Raw genomic sequence first — 17,066 nt, 5'->3', positions numbered from 1 at the left:
CTCGGTGCAGCCGCCTGCATCAGCAGGGTAATCCCCTCAGGCTGAAAGCCTGCCTCAGGTATCGGTTCAGTCCTCCTCTGATAAGTGGGTTGATGAGAATTGACGCAGAAAATGTGCGTCAGATGACAGGGCACGCCGGAAAGCGCTGTGGCGTAAGGGCTGGCGCAGAGATCGTTCGCGGCGTCACTTGCAACGGCTTTGCGCCGTATGAAGTGACGCCGCTGCCTCATGGATGCATTCGCTGAGGCAGCAAAAGGGCAGATGGCTGCGCCAGCTATAGGGGTGGTACGCATCAGTGAGTGTGCGAACAACGGCAGAACAGTTGCTTCACGAAAAATAAACAGGATGCAGCCCTAAGGCGTTGGGATAAGGTAGCTACCATCGCCGCAGCGATCACCCGCAAACCGGTAGCGGGGCGGGTTGGGAGTTGACCACACAGGTTGGGCCTGAGCGTTGCCTTGAAGGTCGTGGCAACATGGGAGTGCTGCTTGCAGCACCGGTGTAACACTGACAATTTACTGCGCCAAAATCCGTATATCAAGCGGCTAACGCGCTACGCTTGTTGGCTCCTGAACGGATTTCCATTCCATAGAAATCCGTTCAGGAGCGCTGGAGTCCACAAACAGTATGATGAAAAATTTTGTAAATTACCGAATAATGATCCATTTCAGGCGATAGACTTATCCAAATGCAATTGCTTCCGATCTTGTAGTAGGCACATAGGATCTACATATTTAATAATTATTTAATATCTTTAGCCGTTTTAACCTCAAGATAAATTCTTTACTCTAATGCCCAAAGTAGCAGTAGCTTTAACAATTCGACTAACTTTTCTTGTTAGCTTCATATTTTTCTAGTCTTTCCATAGCAGGTCTAAAATAATTGTTAATATAGGATTGAATCTGATAACCACTAATTTTCCCTTCAAGTAACTGTCTTTTTTCCTCTAGTAGATTAATAACATTTATTAGCCAGTCTAGTTCAGGAGCAAGTAATGAATTAAATTCATCGAATTTATACCTTTCAGAGAAGGCATAGCAAACAATGTTTCTTGAACTTGGCCTAGCGCTTACGAATGAACTTACAAAACTATTTTTATCAATATATTGGAATATTGGTGTTTTGTAGTAAATATTATCTGGACTGTTGCAAAGAACTACCTTATTATAGAATGAATCAGGATCTTTATCTATAAGGCGAAGTAATTCACTTCCAGCTTTAGGATAATCTTCAATTACGGCCTGCTCGCTCAGTTTTTCTATGTATTTAGTTAATTCTATGAATTCTTCAGATTCACTTTCATGAAAACCAAGGCCGCCCCATGATTCGTGCTCTCTGAATCTAGGTCTATTAAAAGTATCTGTATTAAGTTGTCCACGATCTTTAAGGTGATCAATATAAGCACAGGAAAACTCTAATATTTCTCGTTTAGCTTTTTTAATTAATCCTATTTTTGAAAGCCAAAGAAAAGTCCCAGCCACATGCCTGATTACACCTAATTCCGAAAATACCTTTTCGTAAAAATCTTTTTCCACAGACTCAAGAGCAGCATCAAACTCTTCATCACTTAAATCCATTGAATGCCATAACCTCACCCAGTTGGGAGTGTTTTCTGAGAGGTAGTATTCAGATTTTTCAAGTGATTCCTGTACTTTTTCTATCGAACAACAGCCTTTATCAAAGAAATCAATCCATATTGATTCCTCAATCAAAAGATTTCTAAGATTTATGTTGTTGTATTTCTTACTTACTTTTTGATACGGTGTATCTTCTTTATTTTTTGACCCGAGTTCAAGAATGCTTGAAAAGTAGTCACTCTTAAATCGAGATATATCTTTGGGGAGGATTTCTCCACTTTTTATCTCGAATGAAAGAATGAGGAATATTTTCATTAAATGGTCTAATAAATCATTTTTCGATAGCGCATCCTTGCTGACAAATCTCAAAAACCTTTCAAAATCCCAAAGAGATTGTTTTAAATGTCTTAGATTTTGGTATTCTGAGTTTTCATAAATCTCCGATATAACATCGATATTTTTTTCATAGAGAGATTTTGCATCGCAATTTTTTATCTCAGAGATAAAGTTTAATAACGCCCCCTTTAAGTTAGGGTTTATCTCAAAGGTTTTACCAACAAGCTTTTCTTTAATTCTTCTGTATGAGTGCTTAAAGTCTTCATTTTTTTCTTGCAGAGTCAATATCTCTTCTTCGTTTGCCACTATTATTACTTTATAACCTTGGTGCTCTACGTAGTGGTTTATATACCCAAGTAAATTTTCTAATTTTATAGACGCTCTCTCAAGGTCATCGAATACTATTACAAAACCAGATGTATTTGTGAGATATTTAGGCAGACCTAACTCTGGTACTTGTGCAGAAACACTACCATCCATTTTACCATCACCATTTAAATCAATTTTTAGTGTGGCTTTTATTAATCCTTTAGCTATTTTACCCGCCAAAGCCATACTTTTTGAAGAAAGTAATGGATGCAACTGTTTAAAAAATTCATCTTCTATTTCATCAAAAGAAGTGACACCATATAGGCTTACATAAAGGTGTTTGCCACCTTGTTGCTCATGAACTTTCAGCGTCTGATTAATAAACCATGTCTTGCCAGTCCCCCATTTACCTTTTAATAAAACCGCATAACCTGGTTCTTGTCCAAACGAGTAGTAATATTGAAGGAATTCTTCGATATGAAAATTTGGATTATCCATAATGAATGCTTGACCTTAATTCTAAAATTAGGAAACTAACGCACCCAGCAGGTGTAGGTTTGCAATAATACCAAGCTAACGTTTATTTGCCTATATCTCAATGTTTTCCTCTGAGTCTGATGATGTGTCAATCGAAAAAATCTATACAGACAGGCACGAGTTGTGCAAATTTTAACTCATTGGCTATTTTTGTGATTTTAGCCAGTGGTTCAATAAAAATTTCTACAACTGAAATGCGCGCGTCTACGCAAAATCTGAAATTGATCGACTGGTTTTAGTAGAGCCGGATTTCACGTATGAGCGCGGTTTTTGGCAGTCTCTGCGATCAAAAAAACGTTTTCACACAGCCTGGGCACTGACCCAACGATCAGAGCGAATTGGAGCCAAACAGCCAGTTACATTCCTTAACCTATGAAGCCAGATAACGACTCTACAGGCCTATAAATATCCTAACCCAAACGGGTAGTACATCGGGTAGTAAACCGCCGCAACCACAGACAAAATGATACTAACAAGCTAATTTCTAATACCTTTTATTCATATTCAACAAACAAATCCAGAATATCGAATAACGTTTCACGCGATCTCGTGTTGTCTCACTCAGTCTGAAAGGCACCCGAAGGTGCCTTAAGGTTTCCGCGACATCACCTATCTTTTTTCATCAGCACTATTCTCAATCGTACAATTACGCGATTTTAGATTATGCAGAGGGAAGATTAATGAGCAAAAGAGGGGATTTGATAGAGCTTTCAGATGTATTGACGGCTACATACGGGCTTGTTTACTCTGAAATTTTAGGATGGATCGACCTTGGCCATGCTGCCGGCAATGACATCCGCATTGTTCTCGACCAAATGGATGCTGGCGAAAAGCGATCTGAACCCTACTACAAAATTGTTTATTCACAATCAATGTACAAATTTGGGCATAGGTGTTCACGCACGTTGGAATGTGAAGAAAGGCAGAGATCTAGCAACTAGGCATAGCATAGCTCTCGCTATGATGATGCGCACGGCACTACGATTTGAGAATCTACAGGCATCTATTCCGTTTAGCTGGACTACAGATAGCGGTTTTAGCTCAGAAGATTTAGTATCTGACCTCTTAGGTTTTTATCGTGTAGTCCGTCCTATGAACTATTTCGCACAACTCCGTTTAATCAGCAAGCAAAACGCTCTAAAGCGCTGGGATCACTACGGTGCGATCGGTAATTACAAAAACAAATTATTCCGCCCGATGCTCTTCCCAGATCCGGAAAAAAATAAATCGGTAAGACCGACATACGGAGAACTACCTCAGTTCATGAAAGCTATTACACCGTATAACAACTTTAGTGACGGTACGGTTAATGTCATCACCAACGAAGGCATCCATATGAATATTGCTGTGGAACCAATGAAGGATTACCGATGACTAAAATTGTTAAAATTGCTTCAGTTGTAGTCATTGCTGCACTGATATTCGGTTCTTACAAAACTGCATCCATCGCTCTTACCGACAGCGCAGATTACTCACGTTCTGACTGGTTAACGTATAAACTGATCGCCCCAGACGAGATTAAGGGCGCCCCGCTTTTAACTGACGATACAACCATCCATTTCAGAGCGACAGATGGAAATGCGCCTCAGATTGATGAGATCGAGTACAGCAAAGACACAAATGAGACTATGTTGGCCGATTACCTCAATTCTTTAGGGTACAGCCAAGTTGAGGATCCTGTGTTTGGTATGCGGTGGGCGAAAGAAGACTCAAACAAAAGCGCATACATAACCAAAACTGAAAACGCGGTGAAACTGACCTTCACAGATTAATTTTTTGTATTGATTGCCTATGTGTCAGTGGAGTACTGTCATTCCACTTCAATAGAGCAGCATTTGAAGGCAATAGCGACGATGTAATTGAGGAAATCCTGTTAGGTCATGGGTTTTTAAAAGTTCGAAAAATCGAAGATGGCAGTTGGATAGGTGTTCTCCGTCTTGCTTTTACCATGTCTGTATGAAATATCGCCTTTCCGATACCGCGCACAGGAGATATATCACTTTTTTTGATACTGCTACCTACTTGGCCGCAGCAGCAATCTACGCGAGAAGGAACAGTATTGCAGTATCCGGGAAGTTTGCCACCGCCACGCCCGGGACATCTTGGGCATCAAAATTGGCCCGGCAACGTTTGCAAAAATATAAGTTACCATTTCCGTTACCAGCGATCATTGGTAACCCTTTCAAGATGAAAGTCATCATGACGCACAAACTGGGAACGTTTGTTGGCCGCTCAATACCTTCTGGTATTTTAAAAGCGGGAGTTATTGGTGGTAAAGGACAATCTGGCACATATAAATTGGATGCAAGATTTAAAAAAAGACGTTATTGCATCTAGAATAAGGAAAATTGCATCTTATTCAAAAAATATTTCTGTATATTGTGAGGATTCCTTATCACTCTTAAAAAGATGTGTCGAGTTTCCACCTAAATATTCGTTAATTTATCTTGATCCTCCGTATTATTTAAAAGAGAAAGGATTATACCGAAACTATTACGAACATGATGATCATCTAGCCATTTCGATCGAATTACAATCGCATAAATTTAATTATCCTTGGATTGTTTCTTATGATAATACGGCCGAAATATGTGATATGTACCGGCTAAGCAAGTCATTAAGCTATAATTTGAATTATACTGCTCAACAGCGCTATATTGGAAATGAAGTCACGTTTTTTAGCCATAATTTAAACTTACCTAATGATAATACGTTCACAATAAAAACTGCAATATAGCATTGTTTACTTCATGATATAGTGCAGGAATTATAATTTAAAAAAACACATAATAAGAACAACACATCAAAAAACAGTTTATCTTTCATGAAAAAGTTAGCAATGAGTACTCTGAGTCAGACTTCAATTGATATGTTATTAATCAGGATGAATGATGCCAAAATCAATAACACTATCTTTTTTAATAAGAGGTTCAACAGATATATTATGGGATTCTACTTTTATGATAAGCGATGCATTAAATAACTCGCTACGATGATAATTCTTTTCTCCAAGTTCTATTTTATTCACTGCATCAAAAAATGAAAAATTCGCTTTAAAATAGAAAATGACTTGAATGTCAAAAAGATAAACCAAAGAAAAAGCGTCATCTCGAATTCGAGAAAAAGAATCATTTTCCGTAAATGCAAAATCTTTCACATCCACTTCAGACAATTCAGCTTCATATATATAATTAGCATGTCCTTTCGGCGTTATATTTTCAATTGCTTTAAATTTTAAACCATCAATAACATCCTTATGAAAGGCTTCACTTGCAATATATTCCTGAAATTTATTTAAGCGTTGCGTCTCAATAGAATATCTTTCAAGCTTACTGGCATTTATGATTGCAAGTGCAGTCGATAAATCTTTAACATGATACAATTTATCATTATGTGAATCAGCACAAAATCTAGCCCAATCATCATCCTTTGAGACGACAATAATACCGTTACCTGCCTTAGCCCATGAACGCAGGCTAAGTAGAGCTATCGCGTCTGGGAACTCATTTTTTTTGTTTCCTGTTTGAGCGAACGGAGCTTTACATGAAAAATATAACTCAGTAACTTCAGAGACATAGGTTTCCTCATTGAGGACCAACTCAGCATTTGTTGACAACATGAATTGATTAAGTTCATACATGGCAATGTTTTTAGGAGAAGAAAGTGATAAAATTTCATCTTCAACTTCATTTAAGAGATCTTCACTAATATAGTCAGAGGCTATTTTTAAAAGATTCTCAATTTTTTTAATTCGATTTTCATGTAGACCAGCTATATGTTTTATTGTTTCTTCAAAAACGACTTCGGTAAGCAAAAAAGTAAATTTTTCATCTTTAAATTGTGATAATTGACCTATAATTCCTGAATTAAGTTTATATCCATTCTCGGTAAAAATCACCGAATCTATTGTAATGGCGGTAATTTCCCCCAACCGAACCAAGTCAACCAATATCGCTTCTTCATCAGAAAATACGCCATTCACATTATTATTGATGACGTTACACTCATGCGTCATTATTCATCCTTAGACGTACATTAATATATTACTATCTGCATAGCCTACAGCACCTGAAAAAGCATCTTAATTAAATATGAGAATAACTCTTGATTAGCGAACTTACAATATAAATATTTAATCATAATACGTTGACCTCTGTAAATGAGGTTACTACCAAGTGAAACTTTCATTATTGCCATGCTAATTATTGGTGACGATGGACATTTGATTTATGGATAGTACATCGGGTAGTAAACCGCCGAAACCACAGACAAAATCATACTAACAAGCTAATTCCTAATACCTTTTATTCATATTCAATAAACAGATCCAAAATATCGAAAAATTTCCATTCAAGTCCATCAAATCCTATAACGCCCTGTTTTTAAGGGCATTTAATCAAAAACATCGTCTACTCAGTTCGCTTGAAAACCATCAAAAACTACCGCCAAGTGGGGGGTAAATCGGGACGTATTTTTCTTTACAAGAAGAAATCCCCGGATTATAGCCATACTCCCCCTCCCAAAGATGTGGATCCTTATACCATAAGGGTTGTAGCGCTTTTGAAAGAGAAATGAGATGGGTCACTGACCGTTAAGACCGTTCAGGCAGTCTTGAAGTCAGGACAAACCAGAAAATATGGTGATGGTAATGGCTTATATCTGAAAGTTCCCTCCAAAGGAGGATCCTACTAGATGCTGAGATACACTCAGCAAACCAAGAGACGGGAGATCACGTTAGGAAAGGTGTCTATCGTGTTTAGAGATGACGATATCAGCGCGGTTAAAAATATTTTGCCGGAGAAAGAAAAAAATATGCTGAGTTTTCCGCGCTGATGAGGCCTGGCTGCCCGCAATATCTGGCTGATGTTTACAAGCGCATATGCAGGTTAAAAAGATAAGTTAAGCGGGAAATCGATATTTATACCTGAGAACAGATAGGGAGAGATTCAGCGAGTATTTTGCCTGATAAAAAATAAAACCGCCTTTATCCGGTTAATAGAGACCGTAATAAAGGTCGGTTTTGTCATTCAATATTTATAATTTAGCGCTATAAATAGGTTGATTATCAACCTTTACCAGGTCTAGAACCCATAAAGAATTGAACATAACCGCCGTTACCACCTTTAACTCCACCCCATTTAACGCCGATCCCACCAGAAACCGCTTTCATTTCTTTAAGGTTTAGTTCACGCAGTTTATTTTGTGCTTTCATTTGTATCTCCTTAGGAAAATAAAAACCAACATGGTTATATTATTTATCTTTAACTCTAAACATTAAATTTTTTCAGAATTTAAGTTCACAATAAACCATTCGACTAAAATGACTCTCAGTTTCATAATCGAAAGTTTTATAGGCTTGTCGCTAACATTCCGCATCAAGAATCTATCGATCAACCTTTCGGTGTTATATGTCCTGGGCGAAATTGAAGAAATATACTGTTTTTGGTTTTGTGAAATATAACTTCTATACCACCAGAAACGGCTTTCATTTCTTGTGGGCAAAGTTCACGTAGGCTACCCTGTTTTTTCATTTTCTATTAATTCTCTTTTATTAATAAACCTTAACTTAATTTATAGACCATGATGGTAAGCAAAGCAAGGAGACAACAAATTATCGGGTAATTTTTTAAATATCTATACTTATGAAATGATACTGCTTTTAGATGGTATCCATCGTTATATTATTAGCCAAATAAGCTAATGCTTACTCCTCTAATAATCGGTAGATATTACGATATTTATCGTAACCAAATGAACTCCATCCATATTAATTTATATCTGCGTCGTCTGTAGCGTTATCACTCTGTCTGCGGAATTAATCGTCGATTCCCGATGTGCAATAATAATTCGCGTAATATTTAGCTGTTTAATTGCCTGACTTACATAGTTCTCGCTTTCGCTGTCCAGCGCGCTAGTCGCTTCATCCATAAACAATATTCCCGGTTTTCGATACAGCGCCCGGGCAATAAAGATACGTTGTTTTTGCCCCCCGGAAAGCCCTTCGCCCAATTCGCCTATCAGCGTTTCATAGCCCATCGGCATCTCCATGATTGTGTCATGAATGTAGCTGGCTTTGGCGCATTCAACCATCCACTCGGCGTCGAAATCCTCTGCAAATCCGCAGATATTCTCCATTATCGAGCCGGAAAATAACCGATCGTCCTGCATCACGCAGCCAATCATTTTATGATAGTTGTTTACGCCGAGTCGCCGTATATCCACGCCGTCGATCATTACGCAACCGGCCTCCGCTTCGAACAGACCGCACAGTACCTTCATCAGCGTCGTTTTCCCCGCCCCGGACGGGCCGGTTATCGCCACGCTTTCGCCGGGGGCGATACGAATACTTAGCTCGCTGAATACCGCTTTGGATTGGCTGTCGTAGCGATAACTCAGATTACGGGTTTCCAGCGAGATCGGCCGCATTTCGGCGTCATAGCGAATATCCATCTTTTTCGGTTCACGCTTATGCAAGGCGATATCGGCGATGCGTTCGTTGTGCAGACTCATCATGCGTAATTCGAGCAGGAAGTTGGTCAATGACGCCAATCGTTCGGAGAACTGTTCCCTGAATACGCCAAACGCCACGAACATGCCGATGGTCATCTGATTATCAATGACCAGACTGGTGCCCAGCCACAGAATCATCACCTGATCGCAGGAGGAAATAAAGGTATTGAGGCCGCCAAAAAGCAGGTTCATTTTAGTGACCTTAATGCCGGTGTTGATGGTGTCGATTTCCAGATTAAGCCAGTGGCTGCTTCGTCGGCTGCTCATTCCCTGCATTTTGACGGTGGCGATGCCATACAAAGTTTCCATAAAAAATGAACCGGCTCGCGCGCTCCTGATCAACGACTCTTCCGACAGTTGGCGATAGCGGTCGTAAGTGAACAGACGAATAAGAACGTACACTGCGCTGAATCCCAGCACCACCAGGGTCAGGCGGCCGCCGTACAGCGCCATCATGACCAGCACGCACGCTACCATAATGCCATCCATGATCGCGCCCACCAGGCTGGTGGTAAACGTCTTGCGCAGTTTGTCCAATGAATCGAAACGGGATTGAATATCTCCCAGTTTGCGCCGTTCGAAGTAGCTTAGCGGCAGGTGCAGCAAATGGTTAAATAGCCCCGCCTGCCACTGCACATTGATCAGCGTCTCCATGATCATCGACGACCAGGAGCGCATCGTGCTTATTGCGGTGCGCAGCAAAATAAAAAACAGCAGACCGGCGCATATCAGCGTCAGTAAACCGCTATCGCCCGCCGGAATGGCGTGGTCCATTACCAGTTGCGTGCCTATCGGCACCACCAAATTGATGGTTTCAATCACCACCGACAGGCAAAAAATCTTTGTCAGCGCCCCTTTAATGCCATATACGCTGCGGATCAACGTTCCCAGGCGCACCCTGTTTTTCACCGTTTCCGCGGTAAACTCACTGCTTGGCCAGACCTCAAGCGCCACACCGGTAAAATACTGCGACATCTCAGCCAGCCCGACCGTACGTCGGCCGCGCGCCGGGTCATGGAGCACAAAGCGGCGATGTCTGGCGCTTACCAGCACCACAAAGTGATTAAAATCCCAGTGCAGAATGCACGGCGTTTTTAACTCATCGATATCATCAAGATCCAGCGACAGCGCCCGGGTCGACATATCCAGTTGTACGGCGATATCATTTATTCCGACCAGGGTGGCGCCGCGCGCGGAGAGGTTGAAGCGCTGCCTCAGCGCCATCAAGTCGATGTTCTTGCCATAATACCCGCAGATCATCGCCAGACAGGCCAGCCCGCATTCCGATGCCTCGGTCTGATGCACCAGAGGAATTCGGCGGCACAGCTTTAAATCCAGTTTGCCGAGGATGGCTTTAAATAATGCCTTATTCATTTACCGGCCCCGCGGCGCTCTGTTTCATATCGTAGAATGGCGAAAGCATCCACTGATAAATTTTTCTTTTTTCCAGGAAGAGAGTGATCTCCGCCTTCATACCGTTCTCAAGGGGCATGGATTTACCGTCATAACGGATAGTCTGTTTTTCCGGTTTCACAATGACTTTATAGTAGGGAATGGACGCCGTTTGAGTACTTTTGGGCGCGCCCTGGTAGGTTTGCATTTCCTGTGGCGACGCCGGCGTTTTCGATACCATAGTGACCGTTGCGGCAAACTGGCCGAATTTTTCGGCGGGGAACGCCTCATAACGCACATTGACGTTATCGCCAACCGCGACATAGGGCACCGCGTCATTGGGCACCCAAATAACTAAATAGTAGCTTTTTATATTGCTCGGAATAATCTGCAATAAACTGTCACCAGGATTGACCATCTGCCCGATGGTTACGCTTAATGAATCTATTTTCCCTTCCGATGAGGCGCGAATAATGATTTCTCCGCCCACATTGGTATTCACCAGCTCTTTTCGCAGATCGTAGCGCTGAAGTTCCATTTGGTATATCCGGTTATCGAACTCCGCCGCTTCTGTCTGAAGCTGGCTTTCCAGACTGGTAATCTGTAAAGCGTTCTGTTCATTTTGTCCGCTGAGAGTTAATAAGTCATTTTGCTGCTGATAGTACAGCGCTATCTGGCTGCTTAATTGGTCTTTATTAATTAATCCTTTCGCCTGGTACTGCTGATAACTGTCCATGTACCGTTTGAGTTTTTTTATACCTTCCTCTGATTGGCGGATAATCTCAGATGAGTGTTTAAATGCATTGATATATTGTATTTTTTGTTTTCCCAGCGTTTCCAGGGTGGTTTGTTTGCTTTGTTCCAGCCGTGAGATAATATTGTCGATGCGCACCAGTTGGCTTTCGATATCCTGTCTTTGATTGTCGCTCACTACGCCGTCGACAGTACTTTTACTGACATCAATCTGATAAATAGCATCGCCTTTTTTTATTATCTGACCTTCGGACACAAACTGTTTTACTACAAATCCCTGTACGCCGGAGGCAATGCTGACCGTACGCGGCCAGGTTGATATTTCACCGCTGACGTTAGCCCGGCGCGTATAGGCACCCTGGGTAATGAAAATGATAAATATTACGAGAAAGAGGGCGCAAATTATCATAATTAGCCAAGATGGAATTCCTGAAAGTAAAATAGCTCTTCCTTGCCATTTCAATTTTTTATTTTCTAATGCTTCCTGCCTGAACAAAAAATAACCTCCCACTAGTGAATGCTGAGAAAGGCGGCCGATATTTCGTGAGATGTCATAATGATTTCATTATTCCAGGTTATGCGCAAGTATGTGGTGAAATAAAATTTAATTCACTGCGGTTATTATTTATCCCCCACTAATTAATAGCCTCTCTTCATAATGTTTTTATAATTTAATTTTGCATGATAAGGCGAATCGCTGTATTAGCGCCGGGAAAATATCAGTGCATATGATGCATCAGCGAACAAACTTTCACCGCAAGGTAGTTTGATAAGCCACTTACTTTTAAGAGCTATAAATAGTATGCAACAGGCTTCATAGCAGAAGATTCGAAGCTGGTTTCTTTATAAGACGGGTTTCCCCGGAATTTTTGAATACTCTCGATTCAATGTTTAGGTGAAACTGCATGGGGGGATTGGGGAGTAAACCTTGAATATAAATTATAATTAAAATTTAATTATTTGATTTAAAATAATCATATTAATACATTCAATATTTAGATCCAATATCGAGTAATTTCCACCCTCCTCCACCGACTGCCACGACGCCCTATTGTCAGGGCGTTTTTGTTGCTATCGACGTCTATCGCGTACTACCGAAATCCACTGCTGAGTGAGTAGCACCCTCGCTTTACCAGCCAAAATATTCTTTTTACAACCTGTATTACCTACTTTTTCGCGCAGACCGCAATCAAGGTGGACGATGCGGGCGCCATCGAAAAAAGCCGCGAGCCGGGAAGAAAAATCCAGCCGGCCCATCGTATAGGAGAAAAGGCCGAAAAAAACGCTCTGATAATATGACGACACCATTATCAGAGCGCGGGTTAAAAAGAAAAGCACTACTAATGAGCTGCGGAGATACCCACTTTTTTCGGTTTAGGCGCGAGCCAGATAATCATCGCGGCGATGGCAAAAATAACGGCTATTGCCATAAAGATCTGATTTGTCGCAACCATCACACTCTGCTCTTGCAATATCCAGTCAATCGAACTGCGAATCTCGCCCATCCGCATACCGCTGTTTAGCATGGCGTCGGTGGCGGCTGAACTTCTGTCCGTTAATCCCGCCAGCTCCGCATGGACATAACGGGTCCGGTTCTCCCAGGAGGTGTTTACCATCGAGGTGGCAAACGCGCCCGACAGCGTACGGATAAAGTTCATCAGCCCGGCGGCGGAATCCATCTCCCGATCCAGTACGCACCCCAGCGCAATCGCGGTGAGCGGCACAAAAAAGAGCGGCATGCCGATCCCCTGAAACAGCATCGGGAGGCTAATCTGCGAGAAAGTCATGCTCATGTCCGTCTGGCTGCGAAACCATGTCCACAGACCCAGCCACAACACTCCCGTGAACACCAGTGAACGAGGGTCTATTTTGGTCGCCAAATTGGCAATCAGCGGTGCGAGGAACACCGCCAGAATCCCCATCGTCGCCGTCGAATAACCGGCAATGGTCGCGGTATAGCCCATATAGATTTGTAGCCACAATGGGGTAAGCACGGTAATGCCGAAAAACGCGCCGAACGCCAGCGAAAGTGTGACCATACTGGTGGTAAAACCACGATGGCGGAAGACTTTCAGATCCACCACCGGATTGCGCTCCGTCAGTTCCCAGATAAGGAACGAGATAAAACCAATCAGCGCAATGATTGCCAACACCACGATGCGGGTAGAGCCGAACCAGTCGTGGTCTTTGCCTTCATCAAGCATGATCTGCAAAGCGGAGACCCACACAATCAGCAGCACCAATCCCACCACGTCGATTCGTGATTTTGCCGTCTTCGTTTCATAGCGTTGTAGCATCTTCCAGCACATAAACCCCGCCACGATGGCGAACGGCGTTTTGCAGATAAAGATGTAGTGCCAACTGAGCTGATCGCAGATAACGCCGCCAAGAATAGGCCCCATAATCGGTGCCACCAACGTCGTCATGCTCCAGATACCAATTGCCACGTGGGCTTTGCTTTTAGGGAAAATACGCATCATCAGCGTCTGGGACAAGGGCATCAGCGGGCCGCCCGAAAACCCCAGAAAGACGCGGAACAGCACCAGCATGTTCATACTGGTCGCCATGCCGCAGAGGGTGGAAAAGACGCCGAACATCAGCAGGCAGATAACGAAAACGCGCAATGCGCCAAAACGCGAGGCCAACCACCCGGTGAGTGGAACAGAAATCGCCTCCGCCACCGCATAGGAGGTAATGACGTATGTCCCCTGACTGGTTGATGTTCCCAGGCTCCCGGCGATATTCGACACAGAGACGTTGGCGATAGTGGTATCGAGAATGGCCAAAAAATTGGCCATGGCTAAACCGATCGTCCCGAGCACCAGCGCCGCGCCCGTTAGCGGCTGAGAGAATGTCTTTTTCGTCGTGTCACTCATTTTTTGGCGCCTTAATCCTGATGGGCCATCGCCAAACCTTCATTGCCGGACGCATTCAGGTCTACGACTTTACGGGTATCAATGGTGGCAATCATCGACAAACCGACCTGCAGCGGATGTTTTGCCAGTTCATTTTTATCCAGCGTGATGCGCAACGGCAGACGCTGAATCACCTTGATCCAGTTGCCGGTGGCGTTCTGCGCCGGAATCATTGAAAACGCCGAACCGGTGCCGCCAGAGACGCCGCTTACCACGCCGTGATAGACCACTTTGTCGCCATAGATATCAGCGGTGATTTTAACCAGCTGACCAGGTTTCACGTGGCGCAATTCGACCTCTTTGAAGTTGGCGTCAACATGCACATCATGCAGCGGCACCACGCTCATCAAACGCTCGCCATTTTGTACCCGTTGACCAATCTGGACCTGGCGCCGAGCGATAACGCCATCGACGGGCGCTTTGATGACGGTACGCGCCAGGTCCACCTGCGCCTGTTCTACCTTCGCTTTTGCCAGCATCACTTCCGGGTTGGTTTCGACCGTCGCATTGATGGTTAACGCGGCATTGGCTTTTTTCGCGCCGAGAGTGGACAGGCGATTCGCCACCGCCTGCGCGGCAACGGCCTTAGCGACATTGAGATTGGATTCGGCCTGTGCCATCGCATTGCGCGCGTTGGTCAGCTCTTCACCGGACACCGCCCCGGATTTTGCCAGCGCCTCGCGACGTTTTAAGTCCACCTGCGCTTTGGTGAAATCAGACTGTGAGGCAACGAGCCGGGCCTGCGCCTGCGTCTCATCGGCTTCACGCGCCTTGACCTGGGCGGCCAGTCCTTCGTCGGTCGCCATATAGCTGCTGACCCGGCGTCTCGCCTGCCCCAGATTGGCCTCAGCCTGCGCCAGCGCCAGCCGTGTGTCGGTGTCATCCAGTTGCACCAGCACATCGCCTTGCTTCACCGACTGTGTATCCACCACGTTGACGGTCTGTACGATACCGGTGACAGAAGACGTCACTTCCGCCACTTCGGCAGCGCTGTAGGCGTTGTCGGTTGTGACATAGCGTGAGCCGACAAAGTAGTACCAAAGGCCGTAGCCCACGGCGGCAATCACAATCACGGCGGCCAACCCCATAAAGCCTTTTTTGCGTGATGATGTGGCGCGCGAAATATCAAAGTGGTCGTTGGCCGGAGCGTTATTTACCTGTGCCATAAAAAATTTCCTGCAATTCGAATTAGGATTTTGACGCGACAAACCCACCGCCCAGCGCATGGATTAATGAAACGTCGAGGGAGAACGCCTGGGATTGCAAATTCACTAACGCACTTTGGGTATCCAGCATGGCGTCTTCCGCCGTCAGGACATCCAGATAGGTTGCCAATCCGCCGCGGTAGCGTTTGTCGGCAATGTCATAGGCGGCCCTGGTGTTTTCAAACGCGCTCTCGGTTTTCGCCAGACGCTCTTTCAGCGCCTTCGAACGGATCACGACGTTGGCGACATCATGCAACGCCAGCGTCAGCGTGTTGTTGTAGGTCGCAACCGACTCTTCGTAATTCGCTTCGGCGGAGGTTAATTGGCCGGATAAGCGCCCACCGGTGAAAATTGGCAGATACAGCGCCGGGCCGATGCTTCCTGCGTCATTACCCGCGCGCGTTAAGTTATTCAAACCAAACGCCTGATAACCGATAAAACCGCTAATGCTGATGTCGGGGTAGTACGCCGCTTTAGCGACGTGAATGCGTTTGGCAGCGGCTTCAACGCGCCAGCGGGCGGCGGTGATATCCGGGCGGTGGCCCAAAATATTGATGCCGGTATTGGCGGGCAGATTGAATGATTCGTCGAGATTGATAGCGGGTCGCTGAATAGCCAGGCCGTCGTCCGGCCCTTCGCCCAGCAGTGCGGCGACGGCGTTTTTCTGCAACTGGATGGATTCATTGGCGGCAATAAGTTCCGCTTCCGCCCGCTCTTTCAGCGCCTGCATCTGCCTGACGACGCCATCCGTTTCCAACCCATTGCTATTGCGCTCCGTCATCAACTCAACGGTTTTGCTGCGAATTTCCAGCGCGTTTTGCGTGGTATCGCGGTAGTGATATAAGCGGGTCAGTTCCGCGTATGCCTGCACCAGCGAGGTTTGAATCAGCAGCTTCGCCGACTGCATTTCCGCCTCTGCAGCCGCGTAATCAGATGTCGCAGCCGCTACCGCCGCTTTGTTTTTCCCCCAAAAATCGAGGCTAAAACTGAGGTTGGCGGTAATTGAGCCATAATCATTCCAGCCATGCGGCGGCATATAGGCCTGGTAGGCATAGCTGACTTTGTCTTTCGAGGCCGATGCTGCAGCGCCCAGTTGCACGGAGCGAATCGCGCCAATCTGTTCGGCAATCCCGGCCGCATTCCGCAGGCGGGCTTCCGCTACTTTCAGCGTCGGCGCTGAGGCCAGCGCTTTTTCCATCAGGCTATTCAGTTGGTTATCGTGATAGCGCCGCCACCATTGCGTGTCGGGCCAGTTGTCCGCTTTCTCCGTCGTCAGCGACTGCGAAGAGGCAAATTCATCGGCATTCTTAATATGGCCGAGTCGACTATCTGGCGCGACGGAGCATCCCGCCAGAATGAGTAATGCCGTAAGAAGGGTAAACCGGGCGACAGAGGATAACCGGCGGCGGTGGGATATCAATTTATTAATTTTCAAGATTCATCCTTTTTCGTACCGTACCGTACGATTTCGTTATAAATTGACATAACTTCACAGTCAAGCGAAACTTGCGGGATGGATGAAGCGAAAAGAG

General features: G+C 44.5%; 9 protein-coding genes and 2 pseudogenes. 3 read left to right on the top strand and 8 right to left on the bottom strand.

The genetic code is table 11. The features are described 5' to 3' along the window. Window positions 1–824: 824 nt before the first annotated feature. Window positions 825–2,720, bottom strand: a complete 1,896-nt coding sequence (locus ACN28R_RS19720; RefSeq protein WP_095835284.1) for a P-loop NTPase fold protein — start codon at window positions 2,718–2,720, stop codon at window positions 825–827. A 719-nt stretch (window positions 2,721–3,439) separates the two neighbouring features. On the opposite strand from ACN28R_RS19720, the pseudogene ACN28R_RS19715 reads away from it, so the two are divergent. The 3 genes and pseudogenes from ACN28R_RS19715 to ACN28R_RS19705 form a co-directional block, all read left to right on the top strand. After that, window positions 3,440–4,133: pseudogene (locus tag ACN28R_RS19715) on the top strand (hypothetical protein). Continuing rightward, window positions 4,130–4,531 (top strand): hypothetical protein, encoded by a 402-nt coding sequence (locus ACN28R_RS19710; RefSeq protein ID WP_095835283.1) that lies wholly within the window; start codon window positions 4,130–4,132, stop codon window positions 4,529–4,531. The pseudogene ACN28R_RS19715 and the gene ACN28R_RS19710 overlap by 4 nt, the downstream one beginning before the upstream one ends. Before the next feature lie 250 nt (window positions 4,532–4,781). Then, window positions 4,782–5,096: pseudogene (locus ACN28R_RS19705) on the top strand (STM2901 family protein); the annotation flags it as partial. 538 nt (window positions 5,097–5,634) lie between these two features. On the opposite strand, the gene ACN28R_RS19700 reads toward ACN28R_RS19705, so the two are convergent. The 7 genes from ACN28R_RS19700 to ACN28R_RS19670 all read right to left on the bottom strand — a co-directional run bounded on the left by ACN28R_RS19700 (window position 5,635) and on the right by ACN28R_RS19670 (window position 16,969). Continuing rightward, window positions 5,635–6,774 (bottom strand): PIN domain-containing protein, encoded by a 1,140-nt coding sequence (locus ACN28R_RS19700; protein WP_048636984.1) that lies wholly within the window; start codon window positions 6,772–6,774, stop codon window positions 5,635–5,637. A gap of 1,050 nt (window positions 6,775–7,824) precedes the next feature. Next, window positions 7,825–7,971 carry a hypothetical protein gene (locus ACN28R_RS19695; protein ID WP_156186727.1) on the bottom strand — a complete coding sequence of 49 codons (147 nt, stop codon included), beginning with the start codon at window positions 7,969–7,971 and terminating at the stop codon, window positions 7,825–7,827. A 560-nt stretch (window positions 7,972–8,531) separates the two neighbouring features. After that, entirely contained in the window at window positions 8,532–10,643 is a 2,112-nt protein-coding gene (locus tag ACN28R_RS19690) for a peptidase domain-containing ABC transporter (protein WP_095835282.1), read from the bottom strand. Further along, entirely contained in the window at window positions 10,636–11,910 is a 1,275-nt protein-coding gene (locus ACN28R_RS19685; RefSeq protein ID WP_095835857.1) for an HlyD family secretion protein, read from the bottom strand. The genes ACN28R_RS19690 and ACN28R_RS19685 overlap by 8 nt, the downstream gene beginning before the upstream one ends. Before the next feature lie 844 nt (window positions 11,911–12,754). Then, window positions 12,755–14,290 (bottom strand): DHA2 family efflux MFS transporter permease subunit, encoded by a 1,536-nt coding sequence (locus tag ACN28R_RS19680; RefSeq protein ID WP_048636982.1) that lies wholly within the window; start codon window positions 14,288–14,290, stop codon window positions 12,755–12,757. Window positions 14,291–14,301: 11 nt separating this feature from the next. Further along, a complete protein-coding gene (locus ACN28R_RS19675) occupies window positions 14,302–15,495 on the bottom strand; it encodes an HlyD family secretion protein (RefSeq protein WP_095835281.1) in 1,194 nt (397 codons plus the stop codon). 22 nt (window positions 15,496–15,517) lie between these two features. Then, on the bottom strand, window positions 15,518–16,969 hold the full coding sequence (locus tag ACN28R_RS19670; RefSeq protein ID WP_236840154.1) for an efflux transporter outer membrane subunit: 1,452 nt from the start codon (window positions 16,967–16,969) through the stop codon (window positions 15,518–15,520). Window positions 16,970–17,066: the final 97 nt, after the last annotated feature.

The sequence above is a fragment of the Brenneria goodwinii genome (assembly GCF_002291445.1).
Lineage (GTDB): Bacteria > Pseudomonadota > Gammaproteobacteria > Enterobacterales > Enterobacteriaceae > Brenneria > Brenneria goodwinii.
This window is presented reverse-complemented; position numbering and strand designations above follow the sequence as displayed.

Coding starts and splice junctions, on each gene's coding strand:
- ACN28R_RS19720 (WP_095835284.1), bottom strand. CDS start 2,720: ATGGATAATCCAAATTTTCATATCGAAGAATTCCTTCAATATTACTAC.
- ACN28R_RS19710 (WP_095835283.1), top strand. CDS start 4,130: ATGACTAAAATTGTTAAAATTGCTTCAGTTGTAGTCATTGCTGCACTG.
- ACN28R_RS19700 (WP_048636984.1), bottom strand. CDS start 6,774: ATGACGCATGAGTGTAACGTCATCAATAATAATGTGAATGGCGTATTT.
- ACN28R_RS19695 (WP_156186727.1), bottom strand. CDS start 7,971: ATGAAAGCACAAAATAAACTGCGTGAACTAAACCTTAAAGAAATGAAA.
- ACN28R_RS19690 (WP_095835282.1), bottom strand. CDS start 10,643: ATGAATAAGGCATTATTTAAAGCCATCCTCGGCAAACTGGATTTAAAG.
- ACN28R_RS19680 (WP_048636982.1), bottom strand. CDS start 14,290: ATGAGTGACACGACGAAAAAGACATTCTCTCAGCCGCTAACGGGCGCG.
- ACN28R_RS19675 (WP_095835281.1), bottom strand. CDS start 15,495: ATGGCACAGGTAAATAACGCTCCGGCCAACGACCACTTTGATATTTCG.